This window comes from Rugamonas sp. DEMB1, from assembly GCF_029834475.1.
In the GTDB taxonomy this organism is placed as follows: Bacteria; Pseudomonadota; Gammaproteobacteria; order Burkholderiales; family Burkholderiaceae_D; genus Rugamonas; species Rugamonas rubra.
Genome location: NZ_CP122407.1, coordinates 1,624,991 through 1,643,464, shown reverse-complemented (window position 1 = coordinate 1,643,464; position 18,474 = coordinate 1,624,991). Strand labels below are relative to the sequence as shown.

Below are 18,474 nucleotides of genomic sequence, written 5' to 3'. Positions count from 1 at the left end.
TGTTTCTTTCACGCCATCAAGGTTCTGATGAAGCAATCTGATTCGTATTCCGTGCTGCCTTCCGGATCAATCTTTCGATCAACCCGAAGAAGCAAGATCTTAAAGGACTTTGGCGATGGCGTCAATGACGATGTCAATGTTGCGCGAGTTCAATGCCGCCACGCAGATGCGGCCGGTGTCCACCGCGTAGATCGACTGCGCGCGCAGCTGCTCCACCTGGGCCTTGCTCAGACCCGAGTAGGAGAACATGCCGACCTGGTCGCGCACGAAGGCGAAGTCGTGCGCCGGGGCCTTTTCCTTCAGCTTCTTGACGAAGGCGTCGCGCATTTCCTTGATGCGCACGCGCATGCCGGCCAGCTCCTCTTCCCACAGCTGGCGCAGTTCCGGCGTGGTCAGCACGGTGGCGACGACCTTGCCGCCGTGCACGGGCGGGTTCGAGTAGTTGGTGCGCACCACGCGCTTCAGCTGCGACAGCAGACGGCCGGCCTCCTCCGCGCTGGCGGCCACCACGCTCAGGGCGCCGACGCGCTCGCCGTACAGCGAGAACGACTTCGAGAACGAGTTGGAGATCAGCAGCGGACCGCCGGCGGCGGCGAAGCGGCGCACCACGGCGCCGTCCTCGGCGATGCCGGCGCCAAAGCCCTGGTAGGCCATGTCGAGGAAGGGCACCAGGCCGCCGGCGCTGACGGCGGCGATCACCTCGTCCCACTGGGCGCTGCTCAGGTCGGCGCCGGTCGGGTTGTGGCAGCAGGCGTGCAGCAGCACGATGGAGCCGCGCGGCATCGCCTTCAGGTCGGCCAGCATGCCGGCGAAGTTGACGCCGTGCGTGGCGGCGTCATAGTAGGCGTAGTTGTTGACGACGAAACCGGCGCTCTCGAACAGGGCGCGGTGGTTTTCCCAGCTCGGGTCGCTGATGTAGACTTGGGCGCCCGGCGCGAAGCGCTGCAGGAAGTCGGCGCCGATCTTCAGCGCGCCGGTGCCGCCGATCGCCTGCACCGTGATGGCGCGGCGCTCCTGGATGACGGCGCTGTCGGCGCCGAACACCAGTTCCTGCACCGCCTTGTCGTAGGCCGCCAGGCCTTCGATCGGCAGATAGGTGCGCGGCGCGGCCTGTTCGATCAGAATCGCTTCCGCCTTTTGCACGCACGCCAGCAGCGGCACTTTGCCGTTGTCGTCATAATAGACGCCGACGCCAAGATTGATCTTGGCCGGATTGGTGTCCGCATTGAAGGCTTCGGTGATGCCCAGGATAGGGTCGCGGGGGGCCATCTCGATGGCGCTGAACAGGCTGGCTGAAACGGAAGGGTTCGTCATGATAAGATTCGATTCGATTGGAGGCGGTTCGCGGCGGGTTGTCTGCAGTAGCCCTGAGTTACCGCACCAGGGCCGTTGGCAGGCCAATATTTTAACAAAGGTCTGAGGATATGGCTGAGAACATGGCAGAATTACCTATAGTAGACAACTGCGCGTCCAACGTGGTTACATTCGAGAATTCCCCGTTCAAGCTGCACCAGCCCTTCCCGCCCGCCGGCGACCAGCCGACCGCGATCGCCCAGCTGTGCGAGGGCATCGGCGACGGCCTGTCCTACCAGACCCTGCTCGGCGTGACCGGCTCCGGCAAGACCTACACCATGGCCAACGTGATCGCCCGCATGGGCCGGCCGGCCATCGTCTTCGCGCCGAACAAGACCTTGGCGGCCCAGCTCTACAGCGAGTTCCGCGAGTTCTTCCCGGAGAACGCGGTCGAGTACTTCGTCAGCTACTACGACTACTACCAGCCCGAGGCCTACGTGCCGCAGCGCGACCTGTTCATCGAGAAGGACTCGTCGATCAACGAGCACATCGAGCAGATGCGCCTGTCCTGCACCAAGTCGCTGATGGAGCGGCGCGACGTCATCATCGTCGCCACCGTGTCGGCCATCTACGGTATCGGCAATCCGAAAGAGTACCACCAGATGATCCTGACCTTGCGCGCCAAGGACCGCGTCGCCCAGCGCGACATCATCGCCCGCCTGATCCAGATGCAATACACGCGCAACGAGGTCGACTTCGGCCGCGGCACCTTCCGCGTGCGCGGCGACACCATCGACATCTTCCCGGCCGAGCACGCCGAGCTGGCCGTGCGCCTGGAGATGTTCGACGACGAGCTCGAATCGATCCAGCTGTTCGACCCGCTCACCGGCCGCGTCAAGCAAAAGATCGCCCGCTTCACCGTCTACCCCGGCTCGCACTACGTCACGCCGCGCTCGACGGTGCTGCGCGCCATCGAAACCATCAAGGACGAGCTGCGCGAGCGGCTCGAGTTCTTCCGCCGCGAAACCAAGCTGATCGAGGAGCAGCGCATCGAGCAGCGCACCCGCTTCGACCTGGAGATGATGGCCGAGATCGGCTTCACCAAGGGCATCGAGAACTACTCGCGCCACCTGTCCGGCGCGCTGCCGGGCGAGCCGCCGCCGACCCTGATCGACTATCTGCCGCCAGACGCGCTGATGTTCCTCGACGAGTCGCACGTGCTGATCGGCCAGCTCAGCGCGATGTACAACGGCGACCGCTCGCGCAAGACCAACCTGGTCGACTACGGCTTCCGCCTGCCGTCGGCGCTGGACAACCGGCCGCTCAAGTTCGAGGAGTTCCAGGCCAAGATGCGCCAGACCGTGTTCGTCTCGGCCACCCCGGCCGACTACGAGAACACCCACGCCGACCAGGTGGTCGAGCAGGTGGTGCGGCCGACCGGCCTGGTCGACCCGATGATCATCGTGCGCCCGGCCAGCAGCCAGGTCGACGACCTGATGTCGGAGATCCAGGACCGCATCGCCAAGAACGAGCGGGTGCTGGTGACCACGCTGACCAAGCGCATGAGCGAGCAGCTCACCGAATACCTGGGCGACCACGGCATCAAGGTGCGCTACCTGCACAGCGACATCGAGACGGTGGAGCGGGTCGAGATCCTGCGCGACCTGCGCATCGGCACCTTCGACGTGCTGGTCGGCATCAACCTGCTGCGCGAGGGCCTCGACCTGCCCGAGGTGTCGCTGGTGGCCATCCTCGACGCCGACAAGGAGGGCTTCCTGCGCTCCGAGCGCTCGCTGATCCAAACCATCGGCCGCGCCGCGCGCAACCTGAACGGCGTGGCGATCCTGTACGGCGACCGCATCACCGACTCGATGCGCCGCGCCATCGACGAGACCGAGCGGCGGCGCAACAAGCAGATCGCCTTCAACGCCGCCAACGGCATCGTGCCGCGCGGCGTCACCAAGGTGATCCGCGACCTGATCGACGGCGTCTACAGCCCGCAGGACGCGCGCGAGGAACGCGAGGTGGCGCAGGAGGCCGCCAAGTACGAGGCGATGAGCGAGAAGCAGATCAGCAAGGAGATCAAGCGCCTGGAGAAGGCCATGCTCGACCACGCCAAGAACCTGGAGTTCGAGAAGGCCGCGCAGGTGCGCGACCAGTTGCACGTGCTCAAGCAGCAGCTGTTCGGCGCGCCCGGCGCCGACAACCTGGCCGCCATCGCCGCGCCCTAAGGCCGCGCCGGGCGGGCGGCCCGGCGCGCGTTACAGGGACTTGATGAACTCGCGGATGCCGCCCAGCAGCATCTCGACCGACATCGCCGTCAGTATCAAGCCCATCAGCCGCTCGAAGGCCGTCATCACCTGCGGGCCGAGCACCTTCTGCAGCCGCTCGGCGCCGAGGAACACGGCCAGCCATACCATCAACACGGCGGTCAACGCGGCGACGTGGACCAGGATCTCGCCGGTGCTTTCGCGCGAGAACAGCAACACCGTGGCCAGCGCCGACGGCCCGGCCAGGGCCGGGATGGCCAGCGGCACAATGAAGGGCTCGCCGCCCTCGGTCTTGCCGAGCACGCCGTCCGGATGCGGGAAGATCATGCGTATCGCGATCAGCAACAGGATCACCGCGCCGCCGATGCGCAGCGACACCTCGGACAGTTGCAAGGCGGTGAGGAAGTGGCGGCCGAAAAACATAAAGACCAGCAACAGCACGAAGGCGATCAAGCACTCGCGGATGACAATGCGCGGCCGGCGTGCCAGCGGCACCGGGTTGAGCGCGCTGGCGAACAGCGGCACGTTGCCGAAGGGATCGGTCACCAGCAGCAACAGGATGAAGGTCTGGAAAAAATTCTGGGTCATGGTGGTGGCCTGAGGCGGAAACGTTGGCCGGCAGTGATTCCGACAGATCCACAATGTTACTACACAGCAGCAATTTCACTCAAAAATTGCTGTAGATGCGGCGTCAGGCGCGCCCGACAAACCAGCACCCGAGTCGGCCGACGGAGATCAAACGCAGGAGGTCTCGGCACGTGCAATGTGCAATGTGCAAGCACGCAGTAGAATACAGTCATCCTGCCATGCAATGGGAGTTGAACATGCACTTTACCAATTTCAGCGCAAGCGAACTAAAGGACATTAACCAAAAAACAATGGAACGCATGCGCGTGCAAAAAACACAAAGGTCGACGACAACTGCTGCCGTGGACGCCGCCGACGCCGTCGACGATATTTTCGCCAATTCGAAACACGCGAAATTTAGTAGGAGCGATATCCGCAACGCACTTATCGCGGCCATGAAGAAGCTCCGCGAGCAGCAGTAAATGATCACCAGCACCACAATGTACAAGCTTCTTGTACACGATCCCGACGACGCGCTCGCTGCGCTCGCTTTCACTACGCACAAGCAGCACGAAATGGAAGTAATGGATGGAATTTTATCGGCAACGGGAGCGCCACCAAGTCAATCCGACATAGACGCGTTTTATATAGCATCCAGCACTCCAAGCATGCTCGCAATGTATGAACAACGCGCCGAAATACTGCTGAACACATTCCTTGAAGAGGCGCTCAAGTCAAGAAAGCAAGCCTTGGAGACGGAGTTCGATTCGACAAGAATCGGACAGCAATTGCAGTCCATTCAGGAAAAACAAAACGACAAGCGGAACTGGAAAGGATGGGCGGCAGACGTCAGCGCTAATCTGGCGGTCAATTTTGTGACCATCTTGGTGATCGCGGGATTGTTGTTTGGATTCCGTGGCTTGGATCAAATCTTGAGTACCTTTGGACAGCAAACTGGGCTACTTAAAAAGGAATCGAGTGCAGCACGCCCGGCGAAAGAGGCGGCTCCAGCAGGTACTCCGACAAGCGCTCCTGAGCATCCGCCCGGCGACTAAAGACGATACTCGTGAACCCGGGCAACGCCGTAGACCGCGGGCATCAAGCTTACGGCTGTATGAACGCCCCCTTCTCAATTAAAACCGATACTGCACGCTCAGGTTGACACCGAAGCGCTCGTCGGGAATGCCGCCCAGCGAGGCGGGCGGCGACGGCAGGCGGTTGTCGCGGTCGAACAGGTTGCGCAGTTGCAGCATGGCGCTCAGTTGCGGCGAGAACTGCTTGTTCAGCGTCACGTCGGTGCGCGCATAGGGGCGCAAGCGCTGCGCCGGGAAGCCGTCGCTGGCGGGCACGTCGTCGGTGGCCGACTGCCAGCGCTGGCTCAGGTACAGCCGGCAGGACGGATCGAACACCGCCCGGCCGACGGCGATGCTGAACATTGTCACCGGAAACAGATTGTAGGCCGCGCCGCTGCGCGAATTTCGGCTGCGCACGTAGGAACCGGCCGCGTCCACCAGCCAGACGCCGCCCTGCCAGTGCAGGCTGGCGCTGGCGCCGTAGGCGTCGTTGCGCTCGACGTTCAGGTATTGCGACAGCTTGTTCGGCGGCACCAACACGCTGGCGATGCCGTCGTGCCACAAGGTGCGGAACAAGGTCAGCTGGACCAGCGAGTCGGCGCGCTGGCGCAAGGCCACCAGCTCGAGGCTGTCGATAATCTCCGGTTTCAAGCCCGTGTTACCCAACACGCTGCCCTGCGCGCCGCCGATCTCCACCGCCGACGGCGCGCGGAAGGCCTGGCCGTACAGCAGCTTGATGGCGCTGTCCTCCTGCGGCCGGTAGACCAGCCCCAGGCGCGGCGAGGCGTGGCGGCCGAAGTCCGAATAGTCGTCCAGCCGGCCGCCGTAGACCAGGCCCCAGCGCCGCTCCGCCCAGCGGGTGTTGACCTCCAGCGTGGCGCTGTGGACGCGGCGGCGCGCCCCCTCCGCCGGGTTGACCACCTCGCCCAGCGGCGCGCCGGCCAGGCTGGCCAGGCCGGCGCGGGCGCTGCGCACGCCCAACCACTCGTCGCCCAAGGCCAGCGCCCAGTCGGTGCGCCAGGGCCGGTGCTCGGCGCGGTAGGTGGCCTGCCAGCCGCCACGGAACTGCTCGGTGCGCAGGTCGCGCCGCACCAGTCCGCTGGCCAGTTGCAGATGGCTGGCCAGGTCGTTGCGCACGCGCCAGTAGTAGGCCTTCAGCTCCAGCCGGCCGCCGCGTTCCAACTGGCGCCGCACGCCAAGCTGGCCCATGGCGAAGCGGCTGTCCAGCCAACCCAGGTCGTTTCCGCCGGACAGGCGCGTGCCCAGGCCCTGGAAGGCGTCGGCCGTGTCGTGGTGCAGCGCCAGGTTGGCGAACCAGGACATCGGCCGCTCCGGCTCCGACAACCACTTCAGCGACAGCGTCTGCGCGCCGTAGCGGTTGTCGCGCAGCACCTCGAGCGGCCGGCCGCTGAGCGGGTTGACGGCGCGCGCCACGCGGTCCTGTCCCGGCTGGCCGTTGGCGGCCAGCGCCAGGTTCAGGCGGCCGCCCTGCTCCAAGCCCTGGCTCAGCTGTAGCGCGCTGTCGTAATAGCCGTTGGCGCCGGCCGTGCCGCGCACGCTGCGCTGGTCGTCCTCGGCCTCGTAGCCGCGCAGCGCCACCAGGCCGTGGAAGGCGTCGCTGCCGTACAGGGCGGAGCCGGGGCCGGCGATCAGCTGGATTTGGCTGAGCGCCCCCAGGTTGATGTTGGGCAGGTTGAACTGCGGCGCCGAGCGGAACAGGTCGTTCAAGGGCACGCCGTCCCAGCTGGTGGCCACGCCGGTGTAGGAGGTGCTGCGGGCGTAGCCGCGTATCGCCAGCACCTGGTTGCCGCTGGTGTGCGGCAGCACCAGCACGCCGGGCTGGCCCTCCAGCGCGTCGAGCAGGCGGTGGGCGCCGGCCCGCTGCCACTGTTCCGGCAGCACGGCGCTGACCGACGCGGCGGCGTCGAGCAGGCCGGCGCCCAACAGCGAGGCGGCGCTGACGTCGATCGCGCCCAGTTCCTCCAGCGACAAGGCGGTCAGGTCGCGCCCGCCGTGCTCGCCGGCGCCGGCCGGCGCCGCCGGCAGCAGCAGCAGCAGCAGCAGCAGCAGCGCCACCGACAACCAGGCGGCGCAGGCGGCCGGGCAAGCGGCGCAAGCGCGCGCGCAGGGCCGCCCTGAGGACGGAATCATCGCCACTGTCGTTGGCGCAAAAGCCTGCATGCTCTTCTCCCGGAGTGAAGCGGCACCGACCATCTCCCGCTGGCGCCTAGCCATTGTATGCCGCAAGGTGGCCGTATTGACAATACAAGCCAAACTTACAACAAACGCGCCACGGCGGCCCGGCCCTTTCGAGGCTTTCCTCTATGGACAAAGAAGCAGCCCCATCCTATCCTGCCATATTATAAAATTCACAACAAGAGACAAGCCACATGACGAAATCCGCACAACTCCTGATCGCCCTCGCCTGCGCCGGCCTCACCGCTTGCGGCGGCGGCTACGACGCCGGCCCGGCCGCAGGCCTGCCCGCGCCTACCGCGCCGGGCGCGCCGTCCGTGCTGGCGGCGGGCAAGAGCGTCATCCTCAACGCCGGCCAGAGCGTCATGGTGCCGGCAGGCACGGTCGTGCGCGGCACCAACAACACCGTCATCACCATCAAAGGCAACCTGAACACGGTGCACACCACGCCCGGCGCCACCGTGACAGTGCCGGCCGATGCCAGCGGCGCCGCCGACAACACCATCATCGCCGGCTGAGCCAGCGGCCGAGGGCCGGCGCTCCGCGCGCGAACCTTGTTTACCCGTCCCCCGGGACGCCGAAGCCGGGGTCTGACCCCGGGTGGGGTCAGACCCCTTTGCTTGCGGGGTAAGGCCGGCATCCCGGCAATCCGTGAAGCCCACACACACACACACACACACACGCAACAAAAAAGCGACCCGAGGGTCGCTTTTTTTGTTGCTCGAGGCTGCTTACGCGGCGCTCTCGCCCTTCTTGATCCAGGCCGCCAACTGGTGCGGACGCAGGCCGTCGTAGTCTTCGAACGGCTGGTGGATCCACGGGTTGTGCGGCAGTTCTTCCATCTGGTAGTCCGGCTTGAACACCGAGCTGCCCTTGGTCCAGATCACCGCCGAACGCACTTCGGTGACGCCTTCGAAGTTGTCGGTCAAATGCTTCATCACCTTGACCAGGGTCACGCCCGAGTCGGCCAGGTCGTCGACCAGCAGGATCTTGCCTTGCAGCGGGCCCTTGGTCATCGTCATGTATTTGGCGATGTCGAGGTCGCCGCGCACGGTGCCGGCTTCTTCGCGGTAGGAGCTGGTCGACAGGATCGCCAGCGGCACGTCGAAGATGCGCGAGAACACGTCGCCCGGACGCACGCCGCCGCGCGCCAGGCACAACACCTGGTCGAATTTCCAACCCGATTCATGCACCTTCAGCGCCAGGCGCTCGATCAGGCGGTGGTACTCGTCCCAGGACACCCAGAGATGCTTGTCGTTGGTTTGTGGGTTCGTCATGCTGATGTTTCCTTTATTGCTGAATTACTCGAACGGGTGGCGCAGGACAATCGTTTCCTCGCGATCTGGACCGGTCGATACCATGTCGACCGGCACGCCGACCAACTCTTCGATACGTTTGATGTAGGCGCGGGCGGCGGCGGGCAGCGCGGCGAGCGATTTCGCGCCGACGGTGCTGTCGGTCCAACCCGGCATTTCCTCGTAGATCGGCACGCAGCGCGCCGCTTCCTCGGCGCCGGCCGGGAAGATGTCGACATGCTTGCCGTCGACCGTGTAGCCGGTGCACAGCTTGAGCGTTTCCAGGCCGTCGAGCACGTCGAGCTTGGTCAGGCACATGCCGGTGACGCCGTTGATCTGCACCGAGCGGCGCAGCAGGGCGGCGTCGAACCAGCCGCAGCGGCGGGCGCGGCCCGTCACGGTGCCGAACTCGTGGCCGACCTGGGCCAGGTGGTGGCCGACGCCGGCGTCGGTCGGCAGTTCCGACGGGAACGGGCCGGAGCCGACGCGGGTGGTGTAGGCCTTGGTGATGCCCAGGATGTAGTGCAGCATGTTCGGGCCGACGCCGGAACCGGCGGCGGCGTTGCCGGCCACGCAGTTCGACGAGGTGACGAACGGGTAGGTGCCGTGGTCGACGTCGAGCAGCGAGCCCTGGGCGCCTTCGAACAGCAGGTTGGCGCCGGCCTTGTGGGCGGCGTACAGCGCGCTCGACACGTCGGTGACCATCGGGCGCAGGCGCGGCACATAGGCCAGCGCGTCGTCCAGGGTTTTCTGGTAGTCGACCTTCGGTGCCTTCAGGTAGTTTTCCAGCACGAAGTTGTGGTAGTCGAGGTTCTCGGCCAGTTTCTCGGCGAAACGCTTCTCGTTGAGCAGGTCGGCGATGCGGATCGCGCGGCGCGCCACTTTGTCCTCGTAGGCCGGGCCGATGCCCTTGCCGGTGGTGCCGATCTTGGCGGCGCCGCGGGCCGCTTCACGGGCCGCGTCGAGCGCGCTGTGGTAAGGCAGGATGACCGGCGAGGCTTCCGACACCTTCAGGCGCGAGGCGACTTCGACGCCGACCGCTTCCAGCTTGTCGATCTCGCGCAGCACGTCCGGCACCGAGACCACCACACCGTTGCCGATGTAGCAGGCCACGCCCGGGCGCATGATGCCCGACGGGATCAGTTGCAGCGCGGTCTTGACGCCGCCGATGACCAGCGTGTGGCCGGCATTGTGGCCGCCCTGGAAGCGCACCACACCCTGTGCATGATCGGTCAACCAATCGACGATCTTGCCCTTACCTTCATCGCCCCACTGGGTACCGATGACGACGACGTTCTTAGCCATATTTTTCTTTGACATCACACTAACCTAAGTTTTTAAGAATCCAGTTATTACCATTGTCGGCGAGCACCAGCGCGCGGTCGCACTCGAACTCATCCTGCTCGTTGCTGTGACCCGGCAGAGACTGGATCACCACTTCGCCGGACTTGCGCAGCTCGGCGATTTTTTCCTTCAATTCGGGCGCGTTGCCCCACGGTGCGCGGATCGAGTGCTTGCGCTCGGCGGTCGGCAGCAGGCGCGCCAGTTCGCGCAGGTCGAGCGAGAAGCCGGTGGCGGGACGGGCCCGGCCGAAGGCTTCGCCGACGTGGTCGTAGCGGCCGCCGCGCGCCACCGCGTTGGGCAGGCCGGGCACGTACAGCGCGAACATCGCGCCGCTCTCGTATTGGTAGCCGCGCAGGTCGGCCAGGTCGATCGCCACCTCGGCGCGGCCGATGGCCGAGGCCGCCAGCGCGGCCAGCTCGGCCAGCGCCTTGGCGATGCCGGGCAGGTCGGGCAGCTCGGCGCGGGCGCGGGCCAGCACCTCGACGTCGCCGTACAGGTTGGGCAGGGCCAGCAGCGCGGCGCGCACCGGCGCGGCGTAGTGCGCGGTCAGCTGGTCGAGGCCGGGCACATCCTTGGCGCGCAGCAGCAGGTACAGCGCCGCCTCGTCCTTGGCGGCGGCCGGGTCGGCGCCGATGATGGCGCGCAGCACGCCGACGTGCGACAGGTCGAGGCGCACCTCGGCGAAGCCGGCCAGGGCCAGCGAGGCCAGGGCCAACTCCTGGATCTCGGCGTCGGCCTCGAGGCCGGCGTGGCCGTAGATCTCGGCGCCGATCTGCAGCGGCTCGCGGGTGGCGTGCAGGCCCGACGGACGGGTGTGCAGCACGCTGCCGGCGTAGCACAGGCGGGTGACGGAGTCGCGGTTGAGCAGGTGGGCGTCGATGCGCGCCACCTGGGTGGTCATGTCGGCGCGCAGGCCGAGCATGCGACCGGAAATCTGGTCGACCAGTTTAAAGGTGCGCAGATCGGTGTCCTGGCCGGCGCCGGTCAACAGCGACTCCAGGTACTCGAGCAGCGGCGGCATCACTAGTTCATATCCGTATAGACGGAAATTATCCAGCATCAGGCGACGCAGTTCTTCGATCTTGCGTGCTTCCGACGGCAAAACGTCGGCGATATTCTCGGGCAGAAGCCAATTCGGCATGGGGAAACTGGATACGGAAAAGGATTAAAAAATGAACCGTGAGGCGCGTGGCCGCGACCGTCAAGCGGAAGGCCGAACCTGATATTTTACGCGAAATCGGAAGGCGAATGGATAAATTCGCGCGGGGAGCCGGCAAAAAGCCGAAGGCCGGGGGCGGCGGCGGCGGTTTTCTGGTGGAAAACCGCGCCGGCCGCCCCCGGCCTCCAGGGGCTTACTTTTTGGCCGCGGCGGCGCCGCCGGCGGCGCCAGAACCTTTGAAGTACTTGAAGAAGTCCGAGCTCGAGTCCATCACCATCACGTCGCCATGGTTCTTGAACGTCGCGCGGTAGGCTTCCAGACTACGGTAGAACTTGTAGAACTCGGGGTTCTTGCCGAACGCCTCGGCGTAGGTCTGCGAGGCCTTGGCGTCGCCCTCGCCGCGGATGTTCTCGGCGTCGCGGTAGGCCTCGGCCAGGATCACGGTGCGCTGCTTGTCGGCGTCGGCGCGGATCTTCTCGGAGTCGGCCGAACCGGTCGAGCGCAGCTCGTTGGCCACGCGCACGCGCTCGGCCTTCATGCGGTCGTACACCGAGGCGTTGATCTGCTCGACGTAGTCGACCCGCTTGAGGCGCACGTCGATGATCTCGACGCCGATCTGCTTGGACTCCAGCACGACCTTGGTGCGGATCGCCTCCATCACCTTGCCGCGCTGGCCGGAGATCACTTCGCGCACGGTGCGCTTGGTGATCTCGTCGTTCAGCGCCGCCTTGACGATCTGCGACATGCGGTCGCGCGCCCGGCTCTCGTCGCCGCCGAAGCTGACGAAGTACAGCTTGGGCTCGACGATATGCCACTTGACGAAGGCGTCGACCAGGATGTTCATCTTCTCGGCGGTGATGAAGCGGTCCGCCTCGGGCGACTCGATGGTCATGATGCGCTTGTCGAGATACAGCACGTTCTGGAACGGCGGCGGCAGCTTGAAGTGCAGGCCCGGCTGGCTGATCACCTCTTTGACCTCGCCCAGGGCGAAGACGATGGCGTAGCGGCGCTGGTCGACCACGAACACGGTCGAGGACAGCAACATCAGGGCGATGAAGCCGGCGATCAGGGTGGTAACTATACGATTCATTAACGGCTCTCCCGATCACGTGAGGATTCGCGCGCACGACCGTCGCGCGGGCGCGACATCTCGACCGTCGGCATCAGGTCGGCCGGCAGCACGCTGGTCGACGACGGCACGGCGGCCTTGGCGGCGTCGCTGGCGGCGGCCTGGGCGATCAATTTGTCCAGCGGCAGGTACAGCAGGTTGCTGCCCGACTTGGCGTCGACCATCACCTTGCTGGCGCTGGAGAAGATCTGCTGCATCGTCTCCAGGTACATGCGGTCGCGCGTCACGGCCGGCGCCTTCTGGTACTCGGCCAGCACCTGCTTGAAGCGGTTGGCGTTGCCGACGGCGTTCTCGGTGACCATGGAACGGTAGGCTTCGGCCTCCTGCACCAGGCGGAAGGCGGCGCCGCGCGCTTTTGGAATCACGTCGTTGGCGTAGGCCTGGCCCTCGTTCTTCTGCCGTTCGCGGTCCTGGCCGGCCTTGACGGCGTCGTCGAAGGCGGTCTGCACCTGCTCGGGCGGTTGCACGCCCTGCATGGTGACGTTGGTGATCTGCGCGCCGGAGGCGTAGCGGTCGAGGATCTGCTGCATCAGCTGCTGCGTCTCGAAGGCGACCTTTTCGCGGCCCTCGTAGAGCACGAAGTCCATCTTGCTCTTGCCGACGATCTCGCGGATCGAGGTCTCGGCGACTTGGCGCACGGTTTCCTCGGCGTCGCGGTTGTTGATCAGCCAGGACACCGGGTCCTTCAGCTTGAACTGGACGGCGAACTGGATGTCGATGATGTTCTCGTCGTCGGTCAGCATCAGCGATTCGCGCGCCTGCTTGTTCTTGATGTTCGAGCGATAGCCGACCTCGACCGTGCGCACCTGCGAGACGTTGACCGTCTCGTCGTGCTGGAAGGGATACGGCCAGCGCCAGTTGAAGCCGGCCGGCGTGGTGTGGCTGACCTTGCCGAAGGTGAACACCACCCCGGTCTGGCCTTCCTGCACGATGAACGAGCCGCTGGCCAGCCAGATCAGCGCGGCCACCGCGCCGACGGCGCCGGCGGTGATGCCGGCGCCCTTCATGTCGGGACGGCCGCCGCCACCGCCGCCGGGGGTGTCCGGACGGTTCTTCTGGCCGAACAGGCCGTTCAGGCGTTGGTTGAAATCGCGCCACAGCTGATCCAGGTCGGGAGGGTCCCTCGCCTGGCTTTTTGCCTTCTTGGGCTTGCTTGTTGCCGTCCTTGTTACCTGAACCCCAGCGCGGGTCGTTCAGCGACAGCTTCAAGCCGATTCTTTTCATGAGAGAGGAGACAAGCATGCTAATGTGATCCGACATGAGTGATGGTTGGAATACTATCCGGCCCGCCAGCTTCGTCAGCCTGGTCCGGGTCGCGCTCGTCCGTCAAATCCTGGTCCTGCAAATCCTGCCGTTCCCGGTCTTGCTGGTCCTGCTGGTCCTGCCAGTCCTGCCACTCGCGCTGCAGGTCGGCGCCCTCGCCCTCGGTGTACAAGTGCTGGGCGCCGGGCGCCTTCTTGGCCGATTCGACGATGGCGTCGCGCAGCAGGTCCAGGCCGGCGCCGGTGTGGGCGCTGATGAAGACGCGCGACAGGCCGCCCTCCTCGTTGCGCTCGACCAGCGGCTCGAGGCCGGCGGCGTCGATCTTGTTCCACACGAGAATCTGCGGAATGTGGTCGGCGCCGATCTCCTTGAGCACCAGGTTGACCTGTTCGATCTGCTCCATGCGCGAGGGCGACGAGGCGTCGACCACGTGCAGCAGCAGGTCGGCGTGGATGGTCTCCTCCAGCGTGGCGCGGAAGGCCGCCACCAGCTGGTGCGGCAGTTCGCGCACGAAACCGACCGTGTCCGAGATCACCACGTTGCCGACGTCCTGGCCCATGTAGACCCGGCGCGAGGTGGTGTCGAGCGTGGCGAACAACTGGTCGGCGACGTACACGCCGGCCTTGGTCACCGCGTTGAACAGGGTCGACTTGCCGGCGTTGGTGTAGCCGACCAGCGAGACCGAGAAGGTCTGGCTGCGGCCACGGGCGCGGCGCTGCGTCTCGTGCTGCTTGCGCAGCTTGTCGAGACGGGCGCGCAGCGCCTTGACGCGCTCGCCGATCAGCCGGCGGTCGGTCTCGAGCTGGGTCTCGCCCGGGCCGCGCAGGCCGATACCGCCCTTTTGCCGCTCCAGGTGGGTCCAGCCGCGGATCAGCCGGGTGGCCAAGTGTTGCAGCTGGGCCAGCTCGACCTGCAGCTTGCCCTCGTGGCTCTTGGCGCGCTGCGCGAAGATGTCGAGGATCAGGCTGGTGCGGTCGAGCACGCGGATGTTCAGGCGCTTTTCCAAATTGCGCTGCTGGGCCGGCGACAGGGCGTGGTTGAAGATGACGATCTCGACGCCGTGGTCGAGCACGGACAGGCCGATCTCGTCGGCCTTGCCGCTGCCGACGAAATAGGCCGCGTCGGGACTGGAGCGCTTGGCCGTGATGGTCGTGACCGGATCGGCCCCGGCCGAACGGGCCAGCAACTGCAGTTCCTCGACGCTGGCGGCGAAATCGCCCTGGCCGAAGTCGACGCCGACTAAAGCTGCGCGCATGGGGCGTTCAGACGGGAGGCTGGGAGGCGGTGGTGCGGATGGCGCAATCGCTTATTCCGCTTCGGATTCGATGTTGAGGTTGACGGCGCGGGCCGGCACCACGGTCGAAATGGCGTGCTTGTAGACCATCTGGGTGACGGTGTTGCGCAGCAAAACGACGTATTGGTCGAAGGATTCGATATGGCCCTGCAGCTTGATGCCGTTGACCAGGTAGATCGAGACAGGAACATGCTCTTTGCGCAAGGCATTGAGGAATGGGTCTTGTAACAGTTGCCCTTTGTTGCTCATAACAGCTCCGTTTTATGTTGTTGTGTAGGAATTGGAGGCGATTCGCTCGATTTCAAGTGCTTCCTAGTGCAGAAACACCACTCTCCCGCCGGGAGAGTGATGCTTTGAGGCTACTGTAACCTGTTTTCGCCTTCTTTGCAGGGCGCACCTGCATAAATCATACTATTTCTGCGTTTTGTTGAATGGATTCTTACCCGTGCGCAATTCGATGCGCAGCGGCGTGCCGACCAGCGCGAAGGTGTCGCGGAAGTGCTTCTCCAGGTAGCGCTTATAGGGCTCGCCGACGGCGTCCAGGGCGTTGCCGTGGATGACGATGACGGGCGGGTTCATGCCGCCCTGGTGGGCGTAGCGCAGCTTGGGTCGGATCGAACCCTTGCGGCGCGGCTCCTGCTTCTCCACCGCCTCGATCAGGGCGCGCGTCAGCTTCGGCGTCGACAGGTCGGCCATGGCCGCCGCGTAGGCCGCGTCGAGCGACTTCATCAGCGGACCGATGCCCTGCGACTTCAGCGCCGAGATGAAGTGCGTCTTGGCGAAGGAGAGGAAATCGAGCTTGCGGTCGATGTCGATCTTGATCTCGTCGCGCTCGTCCGAGCGCAGGCCGTCCCACTTGTTGACGGCCACCACCAGCGCGCGGCCGGTCTCGAGCACGAAGCCGGCGATGTGGGCGTCCTGCTCGGAGATGTCCTGTTGCGCGTCGAGCAGCAGCACGACCACGTTGGCCTCGGAGATCGATTGCAGCGTTTTGACCACCGAGAACTTCTCGATCGCCTCGAACACCTTGCCGCGGCGGCGGATACCGGCCGTGTCGATCAGCGTGTACTGCTTGCCCTCGCGTTCGAAGGGGATCTCGATCGAGTCGCGGGTGGTGCCCGGCATGTCGAAGGCGATCACGCGCTCCTCGCCGAGCAGGGTGTTGATCAGGGTCGACTTGCCGACGTTGGGCCGGCCGACCAGGGCGATCTTGATGCCGCGGTCGACCTTCTCCAACTCCTCCGGCTCGTCCGGACGCTGGGCGAAGGCCAGGTTGAGCGCCTCGTCAACCAGGTCGACGACACCGTCGCCGTGCGCCGACGAGATGGCGTAGGGGTCGCCCAGGCCGAGCTCGTAGAACTCGGACACCACGGCGGTGTAGCGCATGCCCTCCGACTTGTTGACCACCAACAGCACCGGACGGCCGCTCTTGCGCAGGAAGTCGGTGATGGTCTTGTCGTGCGGCGTCAGGCCTTGGCGGCCGTCGACCAGGAAGATGACGACGTCGGCTTCGGCGACGGCCTGCTTGGTCTGCAGCGCCATCTGGAACATGATGCCTTCCTTGGCGACCGGCTCGAAGCCGCCCGTGTCGATGACGAGGAAGGGACGTTCGCCGACACGGCCCTCGCCATAGTGACGATCACGCGTCAACCCAGGCAAGTCCGCCACCAGCGCGTCGCGCGAGCGGGTCAGACGATTGAATAAGGTCGATTTCCCAACATTGGGTCGACCCACTAGTGCGATTACCGGCTTCATTTAGAATTACTCGACCGCGAGAGCGGTCACTGTCCCTGATTGGGTTTGAAAAATCAAATTCGTGCCGGCGATGACGGGTACCGATTGAATCGGGCTGCCGTCGGTGCTGACGCGACCTATTAAAGCTCCATCTTCCCGTGACAGGAAGTGGATGTAACCCTGGTAGTCGCCGAGCGCGACTGCGCGACCGTACGACAGCGGGGTAGACAAGCGGCGCAGGGCCAGCTTGTCGTTTTTCCATGCGCTCTGCCCGCCTTCGCGGCTGTAGGCGGAGACGGCGCCCTTGTCGTCGGCGACGAAGACGAAGCGCTGGTCGACGGCCACGCCGGTGTCGGACGAGGTGTCCTTGGTCCAGCGCGCCACCCCGGTGGTCGAGTCGAAGCAACCGACCCGGCCCTGGTAGGAGACCACGCAGACGTCTTTTTCAAACACCACCGGCATGCCGGCGATGTCGGTGACGCGTTCCAGCTCGGTGGCGCCGCGCGGCTCGCCGACCACGACTTCAAAGCGCGGCACGCCGGCCGCCAGGGTCAGCGCCAGCAGCTTGCCGCCCGGCTGGGCGACGTAGACGTTGGCGCCGTCGACCACCATGCCCGGCGCGTTGCGCAGGGTCAGGGCCGGCGTGGTGCGCTGCACCGTCCAGCGCCGCGCGCCGGTCTTGGCTTCGAAGGCGGTGATGCGGTTGTCGACGCTGCGCACGACCACCACGCCGCCGCCCACCACCGGCGCCGACAGCACCTCGCTCGAGGCCTGCGCCTTCCACAAGGGTTTGCCGCTGCCGTCGAAGGCCAGGATGGCGCCCTTGGCGCCGCCCACGGCGACCACGTTGCCGTCGCTGCCGACACCGGCGGTCAGGTCGGAACCGGCCTTGACGCGCCATTGCTCCTTGCCGCTGGCCGCGTCGAGGCGGGCGATGGCGCCGTCGGCGCCGGCGACGAACAGGCTGTCGCCGGCCAGCGCCGGCGAGAACACCGCCACGCCGGCCTTGCCGACCGAGTATTTCCACGCCGTGCGCACGGCGATGCTGGACTTCAGCTCGACCAGCGGCGCCGGTTGGGTCTTCGGATCCTTGGTGGCGAACGGATTGAGCGAACTGCAACCGGCCGTCAACGCCAGCAGGCCTGCACCAACAACTATTCCGGTAATACGCATAAGTTTAACCTTGTTCTGGACTTCGATTACGCGGCGGCCTTGTCGGCCGGCACGGTGCCGCCGATGGCTTCGAACTTCAACTCGATCAGGCGGCGGCCCGGGTTCTTCTTGTCGATCGCGGCCAGCGCGGCCTGGTAGGCGGCGCGCGCCTCGACCAGCTTGTTCTGCGCCACCAGGATGTCGCCCTTGCGGTCGGCCACGGCGCCGGCGAACTGCGCCGTCGTGTCGCCGGCCAGCACCTTGAGCGCCTCGTCGTAGGCCTTCTCGTCGAGCAGCACGCCGGCCAGGCGCAGCTTGGCGAGCGCCTTGATTTCTTCCTCGCCGTGCTCGGCGGCCCATTGCAGCTGGGCCTTGGCGGCCTTCATGTCGCCCGCCTCGAAGGCGCTCTTGGCGGCCGTCAGCGCGCTCATCGGCGCGTAGGCGGTGCCGGCGAAGCGGCTCTGCATGTCGCCGGCGGCGCGCTGCACCTTGGCGTTGTCCTTGCCCTGCATGGCGTGCTGCACCTCGTCGTACAGCGCCGAGGCCTGGGCCGCCTGCTTGCCCTGGTAGTAGTTCCAGCCGGTCCAGCCCGAGTAGGCGGCCATGCCCGCGATCAGCACCCAGGAAGTCAGGTTGCCATACTGGTTCCACCACGCTTTGAGGGTCGCCAGTTGTTCTTGTTCTTCGAGATCGTATGCCATGAGT

Annotated in this window: 16 protein-coding genes and 1 pseudogene; 4 read left to right on the top strand and 13 right to left on the bottom strand. The window is 65.5% G+C overall.

Going from position 1 to position 18,474, the window contains the following annotated elements:
- Window positions 1–99: 99 nt before the first annotated feature.
- Complete coding sequence (locus QC826_RS07485; RefSeq protein WP_279765033.1) at window positions 100–1,314, bottom strand: aromatic amino acid transaminase; 1,215 nt, start codon at window positions 1,312–1,314, stop codon at window positions 100–102.
- Window positions 1,315–1,436: 122 nt separating this feature from the next.
- Between QC826_RS07485 and uvrB the strand changes: the two genes are divergently transcribed.
- Window positions 1,437–3,524: an excinuclease ABC subunit UvrB gene (gene uvrB / locus QC826_RS07480; protein WP_279765032.1), complete on the top strand. Its 2,088-nt coding sequence runs from the start codon at window positions 1,437–1,439 to the stop codon at window positions 3,522–3,524.
- A gap of 30 nt (window positions 3,525–3,554) precedes the next feature.
- Here the strand turns inward: uvrB and QC826_RS07475 are convergent, their stop codons facing one another.
- Window positions 3,555–4,151 (bottom strand): MarC family protein, encoded by a 597-nt coding sequence (locus tag QC826_RS07475; RefSeq protein WP_279765031.1) that lies wholly within the window; start codon window positions 4,149–4,151, stop codon window positions 3,555–3,557.
- 236 nt (window positions 4,152–4,387) lie between these two features.
- Between QC826_RS07475 and QC826_RS07470 the strand changes: the two genes are divergently transcribed.
- Together QC826_RS07470 and QC826_RS07465 are read left to right on the top strand one after the other, a co-directional pair.
- Window positions 4,388–4,612 carry a hypothetical protein gene (locus QC826_RS07470; RefSeq protein ID WP_279765030.1) on the top strand — a complete coding sequence of 75 codons (225 nt, stop codon included), beginning with the start codon at window positions 4,388–4,390 and terminating at the stop codon, window positions 4,610–4,612.
- Complete coding sequence (locus QC826_RS07465) at window positions 4,613–5,185, top strand: hypothetical protein (protein ID WP_279765029.1); 573 nt, start codon at window positions 4,613–4,615, stop codon at window positions 5,183–5,185.
- 78 nt (window positions 5,186–5,263) lie between these two features.
- Here the strand turns inward: QC826_RS07465 and QC826_RS07460 are convergent, their stop codons facing one another.
- On the bottom strand, window positions 5,264–7,354 hold the full coding sequence (locus tag QC826_RS07460; RefSeq protein ID WP_279765028.1) for a TonB-dependent receptor plug domain-containing protein: 2,091 nt from the start codon (window positions 7,352–7,354) through the stop codon (window positions 5,264–5,266).
- Between the two features lie 239 nt (window positions 7,355–7,593).
- Between QC826_RS07460 and QC826_RS07455 the strand changes: the two genes are divergently transcribed.
- Window positions 7,594–7,917: a hypothetical protein gene (locus QC826_RS07455; RefSeq protein WP_279765027.1), complete on the top strand. Its 324-nt coding sequence runs from the start codon at window positions 7,594–7,596 to the stop codon at window positions 7,915–7,917.
- 213 nt (window positions 7,918–8,130) lie between these two features.
- Here QC826_RS07455 and QC826_RS07450 read toward each other — a convergent pair whose 3' ends face one another.
- From QC826_RS07450 to QC826_RS07405, 10 genes and pseudogenes are all read right to left on the bottom strand, one after another.
- On the bottom strand, window positions 8,131–8,676 hold the full coding sequence (locus QC826_RS07450) for a phosphoribosyltransferase (RefSeq protein ID WP_093389479.1): 546 nt from the start codon (window positions 8,674–8,676) through the stop codon (window positions 8,131–8,133).
- A gap of 24 nt (window positions 8,677–8,700) precedes the next feature.
- Window positions 8,701–10,014: an adenylosuccinate synthase gene (locus QC826_RS07445; RefSeq protein WP_093389478.1), complete on the bottom strand. Its 1,314-nt coding sequence runs from the start codon at window positions 10,012–10,014 to the stop codon at window positions 8,701–8,703.
- A 4-nt stretch (window positions 10,015–10,018) separates the two neighbouring features.
- The gene (locus tag QC826_RS07440; RefSeq protein ID WP_093389477.1) at window positions 10,019–11,179 is read right to left on the bottom strand and encodes an ATP phosphoribosyltransferase regulatory subunit; all 1,161 of its coding nucleotides are present in this window, start codon (window positions 11,177–11,179) and stop codon (window positions 10,019–10,021) included.
- A 211-nt stretch (window positions 11,180–11,390) separates the two neighbouring features.
- Window positions 11,391–12,287, bottom strand: a complete 897-nt coding sequence (gene hflC / locus QC826_RS07435; RefSeq protein ID WP_093389476.1) for a protease modulator HflC — start codon at window positions 12,285–12,287, stop codon at window positions 11,391–11,393.
- Window positions 12,287–13,568, bottom strand: a pseudogene (gene hflK, locus QC826_RS07430) (FtsH protease activity modulator HflK). Before hflK ends, hflC begins: the two are co-directional and overlap by 1 nt.
- Before the next feature lies 1 nt (window position 13,569).
- On the bottom strand, window positions 13,570–14,844 hold the full coding sequence (gene hflX, locus QC826_RS07425; protein WP_279765025.1) for a GTPase HflX: 1,275 nt from the start codon (window positions 14,842–14,844) through the stop codon (window positions 13,570–13,572).
- Window positions 14,845–14,895: 51 nt separating this feature from the next.
- Window positions 14,896–15,132, bottom strand: a complete 237-nt coding sequence (gene hfq, locus QC826_RS07420) for an RNA chaperone Hfq (protein WP_008450615.1) — start codon at window positions 15,130–15,132, stop codon at window positions 14,896–14,898.
- Window positions 15,133–15,294: 162 nt separating this feature from the next.
- Window positions 15,295–16,638, bottom strand: a complete 1,344-nt coding sequence (gene der / locus QC826_RS07415; RefSeq protein ID WP_093389473.1) for a ribosome biogenesis GTPase Der — start codon at window positions 16,636–16,638, stop codon at window positions 15,295–15,297.
- Window positions 16,639–16,644: 6 nt separating this feature from the next.
- Entirely contained in the window at window positions 16,645–17,790 is a 1,146-nt protein-coding gene (gene bamB, locus QC826_RS07410; RefSeq protein WP_279765024.1) for an outer membrane protein assembly factor BamB, read from the bottom strand.
- A 26-nt stretch (window positions 17,791–17,816) separates the two neighbouring features.
- Window positions 17,817–18,470 carry a YfgM family protein gene (locus QC826_RS07405; protein ID WP_279765023.1) on the bottom strand — a complete coding sequence of 218 codons (654 nt, stop codon included), beginning with the start codon at window positions 18,468–18,470 and terminating at the stop codon, window positions 17,817–17,819.
- Between the last annotated feature and the right edge of the window lie 4 nt (window positions 18,471–18,474).